The organism is Corynebacterium sp. ED61 (assembly GCF_015233855.1).
Classification (GTDB): domain Bacteria; phylum Actinomycetota; class Actinomycetes; order Mycobacteriales; family Mycobacteriaceae; genus Corynebacterium; species Corynebacterium dentalis.
Window position 1 is genome coordinate 68,085 of record NZ_JADGIT010000009.1, and the last position, 15,339, is coordinate 83,423.

At 60.4% G+C, this 15,339-nt stretch carries 11 protein-coding genes and 1 pseudogene; 8 read left to right on the top strand and 4 right to left on the bottom strand.

Annotated elements, in window-relative coordinates:
- Positions 1-23: 23 nt before the first annotated feature.
- A complete protein-coding gene (locus IM764_RS09450) occupies positions 24-2,096 on the bottom strand; it encodes a M13 family metallopeptidase (RefSeq protein WP_194187652.1) in 2,073 nt (690 codons plus the stop codon).
- Between the two features lie 60 nt (positions 2,097-2,156).
- Between IM764_RS09450 and IM764_RS09455 the strand changes: the two genes are divergently transcribed.
- The 3 genes from IM764_RS09455 to IM764_RS09465 all read left to right on the top strand — a co-directional run bounded on the left by IM764_RS09455 (position 2,157) and on the right by IM764_RS09465 (position 5,373).
- The gene (locus IM764_RS09455; RefSeq protein WP_194187653.1) at positions 2,157-2,921 is read left to right on the top strand and encodes a hypothetical protein; all 765 of its coding nucleotides are present in this window, start codon (positions 2,157-2,159) and stop codon (positions 2,919-2,921) included.
- Positions 2,914-3,876: a PrsW family intramembrane metalloprotease gene (locus IM764_RS09460; RefSeq protein WP_194187654.1), complete on the top strand. Its 963-nt coding sequence runs from the start codon at positions 2,914-2,916 to the stop codon at positions 3,874-3,876. Before IM764_RS09455 ends, IM764_RS09460 begins: the two co-directional genes overlap by 8 nt.
- Positions 3,877-4,044: 168 nt before the next feature.
- Complete coding sequence (locus tag IM764_RS09465) at positions 4,045-5,373, top strand: glycoside hydrolase family 25 protein (RefSeq protein ID WP_099299313.1); 1,329 nt, start codon at positions 4,045-4,047, stop codon at positions 5,371-5,373.
- A gap of 195 nt (positions 5,374-5,568) precedes the next feature.
- On the opposite strand, the gene IM764_RS09470 is transcribed toward IM764_RS09465, so the two are convergent.
- The 3 genes from IM764_RS09470 to IM764_RS09480 are packed head-to-tail and all read right to left on the bottom strand — an operon-like array spanning position 5,569 to position 12,696.
- The gene (locus tag IM764_RS09470; RefSeq protein ID WP_194187655.1) at positions 5,569-9,150 is read right to left on the bottom strand and encodes an arabinosyltransferase domain-containing protein; all 3,582 of its coding nucleotides are present in this window, start codon (positions 9,148-9,150) and stop codon (positions 5,569-5,571) included.
- A gap of 60 nt (positions 9,151-9,210) precedes the next feature.
- Positions 9,211-11,280 (bottom strand): galactan 5-O-arabinofuranosyltransferase, encoded by a 2,070-nt coding sequence (locus IM764_RS09475; RefSeq protein ID WP_194187656.1) that lies wholly within the window; start codon positions 11,278-11,280, stop codon positions 9,211-9,213.
- Between the two features lie 48 nt (positions 11,281-11,328).
- Entirely contained in the window at positions 11,329-12,696 is a 1,368-nt protein-coding gene (locus IM764_RS09480) for an NYN domain-containing protein (protein WP_194187657.1), read from the bottom strand.
- A gap of 191 nt (positions 12,697-12,887) precedes the next feature.
- On the opposite strand from IM764_RS09480, the gene IM764_RS09485 reads away from it, so the two are divergent.
- The 5 genes and pseudogenes from IM764_RS09485 to IM764_RS09500 all read left to right on the top strand — a co-directional run bounded on the left by IM764_RS09485 (position 12,888) and on the right by IM764_RS09500 (position 15,206).
- Positions 12,888-13,262, top strand: a complete 375-nt coding sequence (locus tag IM764_RS09485; RefSeq protein WP_099299317.1) for a GntR family transcriptional regulator — start codon at positions 12,888-12,890, stop codon at positions 13,260-13,262.
- A 129-nt stretch (positions 13,263-13,391) separates the two neighbouring features.
- A pseudogene (locus IM764_RS10580) lies at positions 13,392-13,439 on the top strand (hypothetical protein); the annotation flags it as partial.
- A gap of 41 nt (positions 13,440-13,480) precedes the next feature.
- Positions 13,481-13,891: a hypothetical protein gene (locus tag IM764_RS09490; RefSeq protein WP_370551583.1), complete on the top strand. Its 411-nt coding sequence runs from the start codon at positions 13,481-13,483 to the stop codon at positions 13,889-13,891.
- Positions 13,884-14,516 (top strand): hypothetical protein, encoded by a 633-nt coding sequence (locus IM764_RS09495; protein WP_194187658.1) that lies wholly within the window; start codon positions 13,884-13,886, stop codon positions 14,514-14,516. The genes IM764_RS09490 and IM764_RS09495 overlap by 8 nt, the downstream gene beginning before the upstream one ends.
- Positions 14,517-14,618: 102 nt before the next feature.
- Complete coding sequence (locus IM764_RS09500) at positions 14,619-15,206, top strand: hypothetical protein (RefSeq protein WP_194187659.1); 588 nt, start codon at positions 14,619-14,621, stop codon at positions 15,204-15,206.
- Positions 15,207-15,339 lie beyond the last annotated feature (133 nt).

The window sequence follows — 15,339 nt, forward strand, 5'->3', positions numbered from 1 at the left end:
CTCACGCCCCCCGGATCCCGCGTCTACCAAATGGTGACGCGGGATTCCGCGTCCAGCCACATCTCGTCCGTTGGCGCCACATCGAAGGCTTCGTAGAACTCCGCGATGTTGCTGCTGACCACATTGCAACGGAATTCCGCAGGGGAGTGGGGATCGATGGACACGTACTGAATGGCCATCTGCGGGCGGATGGCGGTCTGCCAGATCCGAGCCCATCGCAGGAAGACTCGCTGCAGAGCGGAGTATTCCGTAGTGTCCGGATTGCCATCCGGATCAACCAGACCATCCACCGGCAACTTCGGTGCGGAATCGAAATCCTGGCCCTGATCAGCCAAGTAACGGCGAAGCGCCACCACGGCAATGCCCAGGCCACCGAGGTCGCCAATGTTCTCACCCAGGGTGAACGGACCATTGACGCGGTGATCCTCGATGCCGCGCTGCTTCAACCCTGTGGGGATGAGGCCGTCATATTGGGCGACCAGCTTGTCCGTCAGCTCGGTGAACGCCGCGCGGTCTTCGTCGGTCCACCAGGAGTTGAGGTTGCCGTCGCCGTCGTACTTGGAGCCCTGGTCATCGAAACCGTGACCAATCTCGTGGCCGATGACAGCGCCGATCGCGCCGAAGTTGCCGGCCATGTCCGCCTCGGGATCGAAAAACGGCGGACGCAGGATCGCCGCTGGGAAGGTGATGTCATTCTTGACCGGATTGTAGAAGGCGTTGACAGTCTGCGGGGTGGCAAACCACGTCTCGTTGTCGCTGGGCTTGCCCAGTTTATTGACCTCATGAACATGGTTGAATTCGCTGGCCGCGCGCACGTTAGCCATCACGTCCGCGCCCTGTGCGCCGAACTCCAGACCTGCAAAGCTGCGCCACTTATCCGGGTAGCCAATCTTGGCCTGGAACTTCTCCAGCTTCACCAGCGCCTTCTCGCGGGTGGTGGGAGTCATCCACTCCAGCTTCTCAATGCGCTCGCGGTAGGCGGCGATGAGGTAATCCACCAGCGTGAGCATGGTCTGCTTGTGCGAGGGCGGGAAGTGCTCGGACACGAACTTCTTGCCCACTTCTTCACCCACCTGGCCTTCCACCAAGCTCACGCCACGTTTCCACCGCGCGCGCTGTTCGGTGGATCCGCTGAGGGTGCGTCCGTAGAAATCGAAGTTGCGCGTGCCGATGTTCTTAGGCAGCAAACCAGCGCGGGAACGCACCACGCCCCAGTAGGCCCACAGCTTCCAGGTATCCAGGTCCACGGCGTTGTCACCTGCAGCCATGTCTGCTACGTGCTCGAGGTAGCTCGGCTGGCACACCACCACGGTGGCCCCACCTTCCGAGTTCACGTCCACGAGCGTGGCCTGCAGCCATTCTTGGAACGGGAAGCCCGTGGGTAGATCAGCGACGTTCGTGGGGTTGTAGGTCTTTTCCGCATCGCGGCTGGAGACCTGATCCCAGTGCCCCTTAGCCAGGCGCTGCTCAAAGTCCATCAGCGCTTGTGCAGCCTCCACTTCGGAAGACTTAGCAAAACGTCCGGGACGAGCCTGCTCTTTAACCAGCGCAAACATGTCCGAAACGAACTCCACGTATGCCTCGCGTGTCTGCGCGTGCTGCTTTTCGCGGTAGTACGCCTCGTCCGGCAATCCCAGACCCGTCTGCACCAGGTAGGCGCGTTCCACATCGGAACCGGAATCCTTCTCCACCCAGTAACCAGCCACGCCGCCCACGCCGGTGACGTCCAGTTGCCCCAGCACGCGGGCCAACTCGCGGATGTCGGTGGCAGAGCGGATGGGCTCGAGGTCTGCGTCGAGAACAGAAAGACCAGCCTGCTCGATGCCCTCTTCATCCATAAAACTCGAGTACAACGCGCCCACTCGGCCGTTCGGCTCGGTTTCTGCCGCGGCCTCGACGATGGCTCGCACGTCCTCTTCGGCCTGATCGCGCAGCTGGTGGAAGGTGCCATCCACTGCTCGGTCCGCTGGGATCTCGTGGGTGCTCAGCCACTGGCCGTTGACGTGGCGGTAGAGATCCTGAGCCACGCTGACCTGCGCATTTGGCGCCTCGGAGATGTTGTCCGGGAGGGAAGTAGAGTTATTTTCATCAGCCATGCCCACCACATTAGACGGCATGTGGGACAGCTGTCTTGCGCCCCTTTATGCTTAGAGTTTGTGAATCCTCCGTCCGCCTTGCCACCTCACGTGCCACCGCAGCGGCCGCTTCCGTCTCCGCCACTGGGTGCGCGCCGCGATCCCGCCCGGCCCGAGATCATTCGCGCGCCGCATGCCGATCCTTTCGGACAGTTTCGCCCCGCGGCCACCGGCGGCCGACGCACCACGATCGTTACCGTGGGCATCGTCATTGCGGTGGCCATTGCCTTTGTGGTTCCTTTTATTCTCGACGCCAACCTTGAGCCCTCTGCCGATCGATTTTCTAGCACGGAAGACGTGCTGGAGGAGTACGTGCCTACTGAGGTGCTCTGGCCGCTGACATTCTCTTCCCTGGATCGCTGTGATGAGGTGAGCAATGGCGAATTGATGGTCGCGAACTTTGACTGTCGCAACAGTCAGGTGCGCATCACGGGGCTTGAAGACGTAACGAACCCGCTGCTCAGCACGGTGCGTAGTGCGCAATCGCTGGGGTATGAGCAGGTGGATACGACGGCAGTCAATGTCTTCACTGCTCGGGCACTGCAGATGAATCCGGAGCTGACGAAGGATGCTGAGCTTGATGACATTTACCTAGTTAACCCGATGTACAGCGCCAACCCGCTAGCCAGTGACAAGGACACAAGCTACGTGGTCACGTTCTACCAAGAGCCGCGATCTGAGGTCCACGATGGAGTGTTGGTGACGGTGGAGGTCACCGCGAACACTGCAGATGGGGCGTATCAGGAAACCAAGGACATCGTGAGATCGGCGGCGACCCATGACTAATCAACAGTGGACTCTTACACACACGCCACTGGCGTTCCACAACAGTTTCCCTCCGCAGGCGCGGCCACGCTTGAGCCTGTTTCACGGAGGCTGGTTCATTACTTATTGGGTGCTGTTCGTTCCGTGTCTCTTGCTGGGATTCGTTCAGTTCGCGATGCTGACCCCATCGGGAGATGACGGCCCGCTGAGCGTTCTGGTGGCGCTCATGCTGGCAGCGGTAGAACTCTTGAGCGCTGGCGGATTGATTATGCTGCTGATGATCGCGCGCGGCACGCCCAAGCGGCTGGTGGCCATGGCTGTGGGATGGGGCGCGGTGATCGCTACGATGACTGCAGCGCTGGTTGTCTCCCCCCCGCTGCTGAGCATTGCGGACAAGCTCGGCTGGCATACTGTCGCGCTCTCCATTGCTGCCGCGGTTCCCGAGGAAGTGCTCAAGGGCCTAGGAATTTGGGGACTTATGATCATCGGGCGGAGCTGGTGGAACCGTCCATGGCACGGGATCGTGGCAGGAATGCTGGTGGGTCTGGGCTTCGAGGCGATAGAAAATGCCATGTATGCGCTCAAGCTCTCTTCGCTGAACCCGGAATCCAGCGTGCACGGTGTGATCGGGATCTACCTGCTTCGCCTAGCGATGGGGCCGCTGCCACACGTGTTGATGTCCGGCTTGGTGGGATATGCCATCGGCAAGGTCCTGTGTGAAGGTCCGGCGATGGGAACTCGGGATCGGGTGCTGACCCTCGTGGGATGCATGGGCATCGCCATGACTGCTCACTTTGCGTGGAATGTTCAGTTCCCCGCAGATGCGGAAATGATGGAACTCATCGTTTATCGCGGGATTATCTGGTGCCTGCTGGTGGCCATTGTGGCAACGGTGATTGTGGCGTCGAGAAGAAGACTAAAACCACTGCGACAGGCAGGGTTGGAGCCGGCGGTGACCATCTACCGGCGTCTTTAAACGGGCAAAACGGGCCAATCTGGAAAAAATTTTTCCCCGGGAGCATAGTGAAACTTTTGGCCTAGAGCTGCAATTTTGGCAGAGAAACCATAGGTAATTTTCAAAATGTAAAGCAAGTCGCCAATGTTAAAGCTGTTAATTCTGTGACAGTTGGGTATTGTGTGACTCATGCTTTCACTGCCTTGGCGCCGCTCTGCGCGCACTACCGTCCCCGCCCGCCTGACCGCAGCGGCCCTGCTCGGTTCTGCAGCCACCATCGCAACCCTCGTTGCCACCGACATCGTCCCCGTACCCTCATGGGCGCTCAACGGCGTGGACGTTGCCTCTCACCAGCACCCCGGCAACAGCGCCATCGACTGGACCTCAGTCAAGGCCAGCGGCCAAAACTTCGCCTTCATCAAGGCCACCGAGGGCACCGGCTACATCAACCCCTACTTCACCGCTGACTCCTTCAAGGCTCAGCAAGCAGGAGTAACCCCGGGCAGCTATCACTACGCACGCCCCGGCTACGGCAACGCCCGCGCAGAAGCGGACTACTACGCAGCCACCCTGGCCACCGGCCCACAGCCATCCCTGCCACCAGTGCTGGACCTCGAAGAATCCGGCGGCCTGGATCCCGTATCCCTGCAAAATTGGGTGCGCGACTGGGTAGACCAGATCAAAATCAAGACCGGCCGCACGCCGATCATGTACACGTACTACAACTTCTGGATCAACAATATGGGGAACACCACAGAGTTCTCCGACCTGCCACTATGGCTGGCCTACTACAGCGACAGCCTGCCATCCACGCTCCCAGGCGGATGGACCAACGTAACGTTCTGGCAGTACAGCTCCACCGGACAGGTCAACGGCATCCAGGGCAACGTGGACCTCAACGAGTACTACGGCACCGATGAGCAGCTGCAGCAGCTGGCCGCCGGATCCCCATCCGGCACGATGGTCGGCAACATCTCTGACGCAGTAGAGCCAATCCGCGACGCAGCGGGCAACGAAGCCGAAATCATCAACGGCATCGAGCACGCCACCGGCGTGGACATCCCGCTGACCACCGACTTCCTGATGCTCGTGCTGGGCGTGGCCGGTGGCCGTTTGGAGCCGCAGGTGCTCATCGACCAGGGTCTGGCACAGCTGCAGAGCGGCAACGTCACCGGATCTGTGGAAGCAGCACAGGGAGATAACGCCCTGCCTGCGATCCTGGCGATTGCCAACGCGTTGAAGGAAGTGAACGCTTCCGGCCAGCAGGTACCGATCGAGGCGCTCACCGGTCTGGCATCCAGCAACGGCGATATCAACGCAACCCAGCTGCTGGGTATCCTGCAGGCCTTTGGCGGCACGCAGGACTGGAGCGCCAAGCTCAACAACGGCGAAGTTCCAGCCGACCCAACCGCGCTACAGCAGCTTTCCGATGCTGCTAACGGTGTGAACCCAGCACCGGCTGGCACCCCGCTGCCTCCCGAGGCAGTCAACGCGGCACTGGCTACGCTGAACCAGTAATTCGCTTGAAGCTTCCGCCGCTATGTGACGGGTGAGGCGAGGTGAGGGAAGGCGCACACAGTTGGACACTGTGTGCGCCTTCTTTGTGCGCAAACGCCCCTGCAACCGGATCCGGTCTTAGGGGCGCATGTTGCCGAGCCGTGGCGAGTGTGAGCCCGGGTAGCCAGTCCGTGACTGCCACACCCGGCCTAGCTGCTACTTGCTGCTGGTGATCTTCATCGGGCCTGGGTAATACGTACCTAACTCTGTGGTTTCGGATCCTTCGATCTCCGCGGGCTTCGGGAGGGTGCCATCACCAGCGGGATGGGTCTCGAGGGTGTCCAGCACACCCCAGTCGCGCTGCCAATCATTTTCCAGATACGTCGGCAGCTCGGTTGCGTTGACCGTCATCTCTGTCAGTCCCACAGAGCCGCCACCGTAATAATCCATCACGGGGCTGTGCGCCCGGCGTGCCTCATGATCAGGGGAAATGCGGAAGGTAGGAACCTCAGCCACGCCCAAGCGGTGATCGTAGCTGCGCTGACAAGGGAACTGGAATGCAGCAGACCAGTCCAGAAGTCCAGGCTGCTCGGAACCAATGACCTCATTCAGGCTCTTCAGCTCCGGCGCGCGAGGAGGAGTAAACGCCAACCACTGGTCAGGAGTCAGATTCGTATCGACCGCGCGGATACGAATGACATCCGCATCAGCAGGCACAACCTCACGAGGGATACGCATATTGCGCCACTCCGGAGCGGTGCCAATGTCCAGCGGCAGGTACTCGCCGATCCACTCGTAATCATCCGCATTACCGCCGTCAGTACCAGCCTCAGCAGAAGCATCCTTCTTCCGCCCGAACTCCACCTTCAGCTCCTGTCCGTACTGGAACACACCATTCATATCGGTATGCGCCACTTCGCCCGCAGCAGAGAACGTAATCAAAGGACGCTGCTCACTGAGCTCCGGAATCTCAAACCACTGGCTCGTGGTGTACGCAGGCAACTGCAAACCTTCCGTGAACGAACCAAGCACGGGGACGCGCTGGTTATCCAACTGGAAAGGAAGCTGTGCGTACGAGCCGTTGATACCGCGCTCGTTGGACACGCCACCCGTGGTGCCGGAATCATCGGCGCCGGCCTGCTGGGAGTTTTGCGTCGAATCGCCAGAATCACTGTTCGCAGACCCGGACGAACCACTGCTACCCGCACCCGCCGTGGACGAAGCGCCAGTGGAGCTATCAGACGTAGAGCCACTGGAATCGCTGTTCTGGTACGCAGACTGCGAGGTCACAGACGTCTGCGGCGTGGAAGACGACTCGTCCGTGGTGGTGCCTGGATCAATCCGCGTCGGAATGTTATTCGGACGGAACCCACGAGCACCCGCCGTGGTCAAAGAATCCTTCAACTCGCCACCACCGGCAACGGACAAGAAGGAATCATTCGTGTTGGATTCCACCATCACGTCATTAGCCATCTGGCAACTATTGCCAGTCAGAGCCACCAGGTTGCCCTTGCCCACCGAATACGCAGGCCACTGAGACACAAAGCCCTTGGCCAGCGAAGCCATGGAAAAGACCACCACAATCGCCGTCAAAATAGCCATCGGAGCAGCCGCCATGCCCTCGAACTTCAACAGGCGACGAACCTCCTGCTGCTGGATCTCCTCCTGCTCCGAACGCGACTGCGCCCGGGCATTGCGGATATCGGACAAGTAGCCCACCAGCACGCCCCAGACCAGCACAGCCAAGGAAATGACCAGCATCATCGTGGAAGCCTCAATGCCAGCCACCTGAATGGTCTTATCCCACCACGGAACGCCGTAGCTGGAGATGTACCACCAGCCGTTCGTGCCGGCCAGAGCCAGCGCGAAGAGCATGAGAGTAGCGCCGATGAACAGGACGCGGTTGCGTCGAGAAGAAAGAGAGAAATGGGAAGCAGCCACCGCGGCCAAAGCCATCAACGCAGCACCCACACCGGCGTACACACCAAAGTGGTGCGTCCACTTCGTAGGCGTGAACACCATGAAGAACATCGTGCCCACGATCACCAACATCAGGCGGCTGGTCGGCCCCTTCGCCGCACCCGGCACCTTTCCGTTGCGCAACGTGGAGGCAATAACCACACCGAAGGCGAACAGGAGCATCAAGATGGTGAAGCGGCGAGGGAACGAGCCATCCACCGTCGGCTCCAGCAGAGCCGTGTAGCGCAGGTACTCCTCGTACCAAGGGATCGATGGACCCACAGCGCTGCGGACAGAGGTCGCCTCCAACACGGTCCGCAGAGTCTGATCGCCAAACACGCCCACCAAAATCGCCGTACCAGCAGCCAAGAACGGCGCGATCTGCGCCAACAAAGCCACCGCGATCGTGCCCTTGGACGAACCCTTACCGGCGCCCAGAGCAGGCAGACGACGAATCGCGATGCGAATAATCGCACCCAAAGAAACCAACAGCGCGGCCACAGCCATCAGGCCAGTCGGGCCAGCACCCAGCGCCAACGTGGCGATGATCGTACCAATCGCTGCAGGAAGCAGGCGGTGCGTAGCGATAGCTCGCTCGAAGGATACCCACGCCAGCAAGGAAGCCAGAGCAATGATCGGCTCCGGGCGGGTGCCGTTGTTGTAGGTCATCCAGAACACCAAGAACAGCGCGGCCATGGACCAGCGGGCCACAGCGCGACGATTGATCTTGGCGCCCAGGCGCGGCAGCACTTCGCGGGACAGGATCATCCACGTAATGAAGCCAGCCAACAGCGCCGGCAAGCGCATCCAGATGGACGCAGTGGAGACCTTGGCCATCAGCGCCAGCAAGTCATAGAACGGGAAGCCAATCGGCGATTCCGGCACACCGAACCAGCGGTAGTAATTGGCCATGTAACCGGAGTGCTCAGATACCCGCGCCATGGTCAGGATGTAGCCGTCATCTGCAGTGTTGGCACCGATGAAGTACCAGCCCACCAGGAACAGACCCACCACCGCGTCAATCGGACGCAGCTTCCACCAACCGCGGGGCAGGAAGCGTCCGCCGCGGTGCCCATCGAGGGAATCGATGCGATGCAAGGCGAACAGGGAGATCACCATCATGATCAGGCCCAGCGCCATCGCGATCAGCTTCAGTGCAGTGGGGCTGGAGGAGAAGCGAGAATCCACGGTGATGGATGCGCGCAGCCCTGCCTCTTGTGCCTGCTGGGTGGTTTCTGGATTGTTAACCATCTCCGAGTAGATGCCCGTGACCATCGGCCGGATGTCATCGGCGATGGCGCCTTCGTATGGTGCGCCATCTTCGTTGGTCTCATCGGGGATCCAGGCCCGGAACAGCTCGCTATCTGCGGTGATGTGCAGTGTCGCGTCCGGTCCGAGCTCGTCCACCTGCTCCTTGGTCAGAGTCAACGGCACCACGTTGCGCACCACGACATCCAGTCCATCCGTGGTGGAGCGCACGAACATGCCGCGCAGGGTGGCCTCTTCGCTGTTCTCCGGAACGGTGGACAGCGCCGTGGTCTCGCCAGGATTCAGGTTCCGGATCTCTTCGACCGGCAGCTCCAGGTCCATCTTCTCCGGCATGTAGGAGATCAGGGGAGCGGTCACACTGGTCAGGTCATTGCCCTGCGGCCAGGTGAACTCGGAATGTTCCTGCTTTACGGGCAGAACGGGGGTCAGACAAAACAGGATGAAACCCAGTACGCCGGTAATGATGGCGAGGGCTTTGAGCCGGGCAACTGAGCGCCCCGGAGGTGACGGTTGGTCCGTGACCTTCGTGGCGGAGTTGCTGTCCTGAGTCTTTTGTTGCGGTTTTGTCACAAGGGGGCATTCTACGGCACAAGGCTGCGAACCTGAGAACCCTGTGAGCTGTGTTACGGGCTAAGCGTCTGTGCGCAGAGCAACCACAAATGGCCCTACCTGATGCAGTTCCCAACCGTCTGCGAATGCACTGGCCTGGAAGTTCACCGTGCGGAATCGGACGTTCGGGTTGCTGGGGTAGATGTCATCGGCGATCTGGTAGCTGAAGGTGCCATCGCCAGGGCCCGTGACCTTGGGGAGGTCGTGGAGTGGGTCGGCGGCGGAATCTTCCTGTTCTGAGTTCTCTTCCTTCGGGTCTTGTTTCTCGACGTCAAGCTGCCCGCGCAGTACCAGTGCGTCCGGTGCCTGCCAGCCGTTGTCTCGTTCTGCGGCATCCATGGCATCGCGCAGTTCTTGCGGGTCATCGATGGTGGTCCAGGCTTCAATGGCCTGGTTTCTACGCTCGAATTCGCCCAGCGGGTTGGAATAGTGCGCAGTGATGGCCTGGTAGCCGTGATACGGGTAGTAGGACATGAAGTTTTTCTCGTCCGTCAGGACGATGGTTCCCGCTTGCGAGCCAGTGTGACCGCTGATCAGCTGGTCAATCGTTGCGTAGTACTGCGTGGCATCTGCGGGCATGCGGTCGCCACGCACGGCATCGCCATCGGTATCCGTGTAGGCAGCATCGAGGCTATCGCGGACGTGATTGGTGGTGGTAGTGACAAAGTGCACGCAGGTGGCGGCCAGGAATACTGCCATCACACCGGTGATGACCTTGGTGTTTGCGGTGAGCATTTGTTGCGGATAGAAGCGTTTGAGGCCTTGGATCCGCAGCTCCGCTAGAGCGAGCACCGCGGAGACGCTGAGGATCAGCGCGATGGGCAGCCACACGCGGAACGCCAGCAGGGTGGTTCCGAAAATGGTGGCCAGCAGGGAGAGGAAGACCCATCCGTAGCAGACCGCCAGGCCCACGGCCATGGAGTGCACGTCTGCGTCGCGGAAGCGCGCGATGATCCAGATGATGGCGATGGCACCCAGCAGGAACAGCGTGATGTTATCGAAAAACGGCATGGGGATTTCCGTGCCGTCCTTCGGCAGGTAGTGCTGCGCCTTGCTGGGGCCGTGCGGTTGAGTGAGCATGGCCCAGAGGTATGGCCCCCAGCCGATGGCCGCGATGGCCAGCGAGCTCACGCCAATCACGATCAGCCGCCAGATGGGCTTCCATGACTTATCCACCAGCGCCACTACAAACGCCATGATGACGATCGTCAGTGCAGAAATACCCGTGAATAGCGTGTACAGATTTGCGGATAGTCCCAGGTAAATGATGTTTCCGGCGATCGCCGCTTTGCCGCCTTCGAGCGCGCGCCGGGACATGAGGAACGCCGCCGGCATGCCGATGGCCACGATCGCCGCGTACGGCTCATCCGGGGCCTGGCGCACCATGATGGCCGTGGTCGTCAGAGTGATAGCCAGAGCCACGGCAAGTGACCCGGTCAGCCGTTGCCACACGGGAACCAGCATGGCGCTGGCCACGGCGAGAGTAATCAGCGCCCACGGCTTAAACGCGGCCCATCCTGCTAGGCCGGTGAGCTTGGCGAAGGCACCACCGGAGAAGAACCACAGCCCGGGGTAGAAGCTGGGCATATCGATATAGGCCATATCGTGCCAGCCCAGCTGGTCTGTCATGCGCGTGAGGAACTGCGTGCGGAACCCCTGGTCTACGCTGATTCCCTCGAGGTAGAGACGCGTGGCGGCCAGTGGAATGGCCAAGGTGGTGATCACCAGCGCCGCTGGAGCGAGGTAGGCGATCAGATGCGTGACCAGTCGCATCCACCGCGGCAAAGGTTGACCTTTCGGCGGGTGCAGCCACAGCCACGTGGTCAGTGCCGCCACCGCAATGACCGCTGTGGTCCCAGCCGTGGAGATAGCCCGCAGCACGAAGCTGTTGTTATAGGAAGGCCACTGCACGCTGCCGAGCACAAACCATGCCACCAGCGTCATCGCTGCAGCTAGAGCGCCCGCAACTGCCATGCGCAGCAGCGTTTGTTGCAACGTGAGGGTATCCGTCACGTAGACCTTGTCCAGCCCCTTGCGCGGGGAGTGGTGTTCGGTCTGTTCGGTTGGTTTCGTGACGGGGCTCGCGCTCATGAGTTACATCTTGGCATATGGCCGAGACACCGCCTGTGAACCGAATCTTTAGCGACGCAGCATGATGCTGCGGATTCCTGCGTGGAACCCATCGCGCAGGCCCACTCGCTGTGCCTCTGTGAGCGTGTATTCGTGCAGCGTCTCGCACGCGAACTGCAGCAGTGGGCGGTCGATCTCCGGTGGCAGCCCGCCTCCGGAAAGCAGATGCGCGCTGTCCTTTTGCTCTTCGGTGGCGCCGTTGTCATACCACCACACCGCGTACTGCTGTCCGATGTCCAGCGGGTTCTGTTCGCCCGAGCTGGCCCATACCTCGTTGGGCAGTGGCACGTATCGGCTGCGCAGTTTGCGGTGGCGTGCCATCATGCCGGGGTTTGGCCGCGGCATCGTCCCTGGTGTGGGTACCTGTGTTGTTTTCGACGCCAACCCCGTCTCGTCCGCAGCGCTCTCCGAGTCTGCAGTTTTGTCTGCTGCAGGTTGTTCCGGCTGGGCAGTTTCCTGAGCTGCTGAGTCTGGCTCTGCGGATTCCGGCCGGGAAGCGCTTTCTTGGGTATAGGCCTCTTGCGGGGTGACTTCCCTCGCAGCAGATTCGCCGGTTACCGACGCGTCAGCAGCAGGCTGACCAGCGGCATCGTCGCTCGGAGCGGCGGGATCCGCCGCCGCGTTCGCCGCAGCCTTGGCGGAATCCGTCAGGGAAGGGCCGGAAGCGGAACTGTCAGAAGTGGCGTCGGACGAAGAAGAAACCTCAGCCGCCACGGACGTCCCGGTGGTGGCGACGGGGATGGGGGAGAGACCGGGTTCTTCGGGCTGTTCGGCATCGCCGAGGGGGCGCTCGATCTCTGCGGAGGGGCTGACCGTTGGTTGGACGGGGCCTTCGAGAACTTGCAGGCGCATGGTGTCTCGGAAGTCCTCGCGCGGGTCGAGGATGGTGGTGGTATCGCAGGCGAAGCGCAAGGCACTGGACATGGAATCCCAACCGAAGCCGTAGAGGTGAACGCGCACACCGGCATTGACGGCCTCTTCCACGCCGGGGAGCATGTCCGCATCGCCGGAGACCAGGATGATGTCGCTGACGTGGCCCTTCATGGCCGTGAGAACCATGTCAGCGACCAGGCGGGTATCCACGGCCTTCTGGGTGCGCCTATCGCCCCACTCGATCAGCTGACCGGCGCGCAGTTGCACGCCCGGCTCGCTGCGCAGGGAACGTTGGTAGCGGTGCGGGCCCGAATCCGGGATGCCGTCATACCAGTACTGCCTATGGATTTGCTGCTTGAGCTGCTCAGATCCCATCCTTCCGAGCACCGAAACGACCTCAGGGAGGTCAATCTCCAGTTGGGCGCGGGCGCCCGTGTCCCACGAGTTGTAGAAGCTGGCTAGAAGGTAGGAGGTATCGACGAAGATAAGTGTGCGTTCCAGCATGGTTGGTCATTGTCCGTTTCGTTTCGCATAGATTTTAAGAGTTTTCTATGCCCTCTAGCATGCCTGAAAAGTTTGTTGTATGGTTAGTTACGCAAGTAACCAACCAGCTAGCCTCGTCTGTAACGACCCTGCACATCTCTCCATGGTGCACCACCGATGAACAACCACCGCACAACCAAGAGGAGGGTCACATGGATGAAGCCGCAGTGCCGCTATTCCAGCAAGTGGCCGATCTCATCGCCGATGCCATCGTCGATGGATCCCTCCCCGAAGGCGAACGAGCGCCCTCGACCAACGAGCTTGCCACCTTTCACCACATCAACCCCGCCACCGCCCGCAAAGGCCTGGCGTTGCTGGTGGAACAGGGCGTGCTCAGCAAACGGCGAGGCGTGGGCATGTTCGTCGAATCCGGCGCCAAGGACATCATCGTCACCATGCGAACCAACAGCTTCGCCCATAACTACGTGGTGCCTCTCATCGACGAGGCCGCCAAGTTGGGCATCAACCGAGACGACCTGATCACCCTCATCAGACAAGTCGCCGAAAGTCGAGGACTGTACGAATGAATTCTCTCCCTGCACACTCCTATGAACTCCGCCAGGTTACGCGCCACTTCGGAGGTCCAATCAAGCGAGCGCTGACCAGCGGAACTCCTGCCCCTTGATGGCGCCACGGCGACCCTACCGGGCGGTCGCGTGTACGGACTGATTGGCCGCAACGGCGCTGGTAAGACAACGTTGCTGCGTGCGAAGGCCGGGCATGTGCGCGTGAAGGGCAAGCTCTGGTGGACGGGCAGCCGGTCTGGGACAACCCGGAGGTGCTGGATCGCATCATTTTGGCTGGTCCGGACGTGCCGTGGCCTACCGAGGTCAAGGTTAAGAAGTTGCTGTCCGTGGCCGCCGTGGATGCGCAATTGGGCAGGTTGGGTTGTGGTCCTTCTTCTCTTCTTTCCGACGCCACTTCCGCCGGCCTCCGCCGAGTCACCCTGGATCTGGCTGTGGCGGCCTCTGGTTCGTCAGTCTCAGCCGGATACTTGCGCGACATGCTCGAGGGCACGGGCGTGCGGATGCACCTTGCGGACTTGGAGCAGGCGGTACTTGCGCTTACTGGCCACGACATTCACTCCACCCAGGCGCAGCTAGACGAGGCGCGCGGGAACGAAATGCACGTGAGCGAGGTGACGGGCAATGACTAACGCTGCTTCTGTTTCCTCTGTTCATTCCGCTGTGCGCGGTGACCGCAGTGACCAGGCACAAGCTGGCTCACGAGGGCTTCCCTGGGCAACCGTGATGAAGTTGGTGCTATCTCAGGTCAAGCACGAGGGCATGTTCTACATGGCGTTCTGGCCGGTGTTTATTTGGCTTTTCACTTGGTCGGGTGAAAAACCTTCAGTTTTTGCCATGTTCTGCACGTGCATGATCTTGGGAATTCTGCCGATGATTCCGGGATGGGAGCCACAGTGGTTGCGTGCGCTGTCTTTGAGCTCCAGTGACATACGCCGAGTGACACTGGGCGTGCTGTTCGCCGGGATCGCGTGGGCACAGATCCTGCTGTGGTTCGGCGTAGTCATGTTCGTTGGGCTGGACAGTTTTATCGGTATTGCCATGATCCTGGGGGTCAGTGCCTTCAACGCGGTTGAAATCTATACCCACCTGCGTAGAACGCGTCCCGAGAGAAGCGAGGTGGTGGATAGTAAGGCGACGGGCAACGCTGAACCAGCGCAGGATCCAGATCAGCGAGTGGTTGCCGGTGCGGCTGGGCAGCAGCAGACAGGTACTAAGAAAAATTGGATCGAACGGCTGCCAGGATTTGGCACATAGTGGAATGATCTGGCCGACAGAGGTGACGCAGAAGATTCCCTCATCGATCAACGAATGCGACTAGGTGCTCGCCGTATTGGAAGTATCGCGACAGTTACTGTTGTGATTTTGGCCTTTGTGGGGCTCGCACGTTCGGGCGAATTGCAGGCGAGTGTGGGCATCCTATTCTTTGGTGCCGTCATGATGCTTTCCGCAGTTGCTGCCGGATTAGGAGAGATGCTGAAACATTGGGTGATCTTCGGAGGTAGCCGGCGGGCGTGGTTTAAGAAAGTTGCACGCGCCACGGCGTTGCGAATGCTGGTCATTGTCCCTATCTATGCAGTGAGACTGGGCATCTGGTTTACGTTCCAACGGAATACCGAAGTGCCCGATGCGGTGAAAGTATTCGGTAGTTCTACCGCTGGGCTCATTGCAACACTGGTTTTGAGTGGCTGTGCAGTCGCTGCTGCGTATTGGGCGACTCTGGTGATCTTGACCGGCATGGGCGCACGCTTTAGTGGTTGGCAGAACTTTGTAGAAATGATGGGAACCTATACCGCCGTCACCGGTCTGTCGGTGCTCTTTAACTTAAGGGCGATGGGAGGACTCACTGACATGATCCAGAGTTTCGAAAATCCCGCTATGGGCCCGCTCGCACACTATGTGCCGTTGGCGCTTGTGATTGTGGTCCTAATGCTTGTCGGATACTAAGCCTCGCGGAAGCTGGTGCTGAAGTACGACGTAGGCAACGCAGGTATCTACCAGGCGCTAGGAATGTAAAAGCTCCCTTGACCTGCGGGGTTGTGTTCGTTCGGGGTGGTGTGTACATTTATTCAAGTCAGCG

Coding starts and splice junctions, on each gene's coding strand:
- IM764_RS09450 (WP_194187652.1), bottom strand. CDS start 2,096: ATGGCTGATGAAAATAACTCTACTTCCCTCCCGGACAACATCTCCGAG.
- IM764_RS09460 (WP_194187654.1), top strand. CDS start 2,914: ATGACTAATCAACAGTGGACTCTTACACACACGCCACTGGCGTTCCAC.
- IM764_RS09465 (WP_099299313.1), top strand. CDS start 4,045: ATGCTTTCACTGCCTTGGCGCCGCTCTGCGCGCACTACCGTCCCCGCC.
- IM764_RS09475 (WP_194187656.1), bottom strand. CDS start 11,280: ATGAGCGCGAGCCCCGTCACGAAACCAACCGAACAGACCGAACACCAC.
- IM764_RS09480 (WP_194187657.1), bottom strand. CDS start 12,696: ATGCTGGAACGCACACTTATCTTCGTCGATACCTCCTACCTTCTAGCC.
- IM764_RS09485 (WP_099299317.1), top strand. CDS start 12,888: ATGGATGAAGCCGCAGTGCCGCTATTCCAGCAAGTGGCCGATCTCATC.
- IM764_RS09495 (WP_194187658.1), top strand. CDS start 13,884: ATGACTAACGCTGCTTCTGTTTCCTCTGTTCATTCCGCTGTGCGCGGT.